Below are 760 nucleotides of genomic sequence, written 5' to 3' on the forward strand. Positions count from 1 at the left end.
TGTCAAGGATATCTGCAAGATGATGGGAGTAAGTCGGTCGGGGTATTACAAGTGGCTTAGAAGAGAGCCTTCATCCCGTGAGATCAATCGTGAGTTCATGGTGGGTGTGGTTGAGGACATACACTCGGAACACCCTACACATGGCTACAGGTGGGTGGCGGCGTACATAAGAATCAATTTACAGTTGAGTATCAGCGACAATTTCTCTTATAAATGCTTCCAATATCTTGGTATTCAGTCACAAACGAGACACAAGATACATTACAAACCACGTAAGGTAAAGGATAAGTACCCCAACCTCATTTATTCCACGTGGGACACGGTAGACAGACCTCGACAAGTTATCGTCTCTGACATGACAGTCATCAAATACTCTTGGTTCTTCTTTGAGTTGACCATGTATTTCGATGTCTTTACGAAAGAAATCCTAACGTGGCATGTGGCTGAGAGACGTGGACATAGAGACCAGTACATTGATGGGCTAAATGATGTCATCAACCTGTTGAAGGGCACAGATGAGCCAACTGTTCTTCATACGGACCAAGGTAGCGTGTATGCTTCGCTCGCCTATAATGAGCTGATAAAGGACACGATGATTGTGAGGTCTATGTCCAGGGCAGGAAAGCCTACAGACAACCCTGTGAACGAATCCCTCAACGGATGGATAAAAGAGGAATTGTTCATAGACTTCAAGATTGAGACATGTAATTCAAGAGAGGAGTTCGAGGAGGCCTTGGACGCATACGTGGATTATTACAAT

1 protein-coding gene is annotated in these 760 nt (G+C 44.6%); it reads left to right on the top strand.

Annotated features, from left to right (window positions below):
• Positions 1 to 10 precede the first annotated feature (10 nt).
• Positions 11 to 760, top strand: a 750-nt coding sequence (locus tag RF640_RS18900; RefSeq protein WP_368828663.1) for an IS3 family transposase, incomplete at its 3' end; no start/stop codon positions are given.

Origin of the sequence: Kocuria sp. CPCC 205231 (assembly GCF_040980965.1) — a bacterium.
In the GTDB taxonomy this organism is placed as follows: domain Bacteria; phylum Actinomycetota; class Actinomycetes; order Actinomycetales; family Micrococcaceae; genus Kocuria; species Kocuria rosea.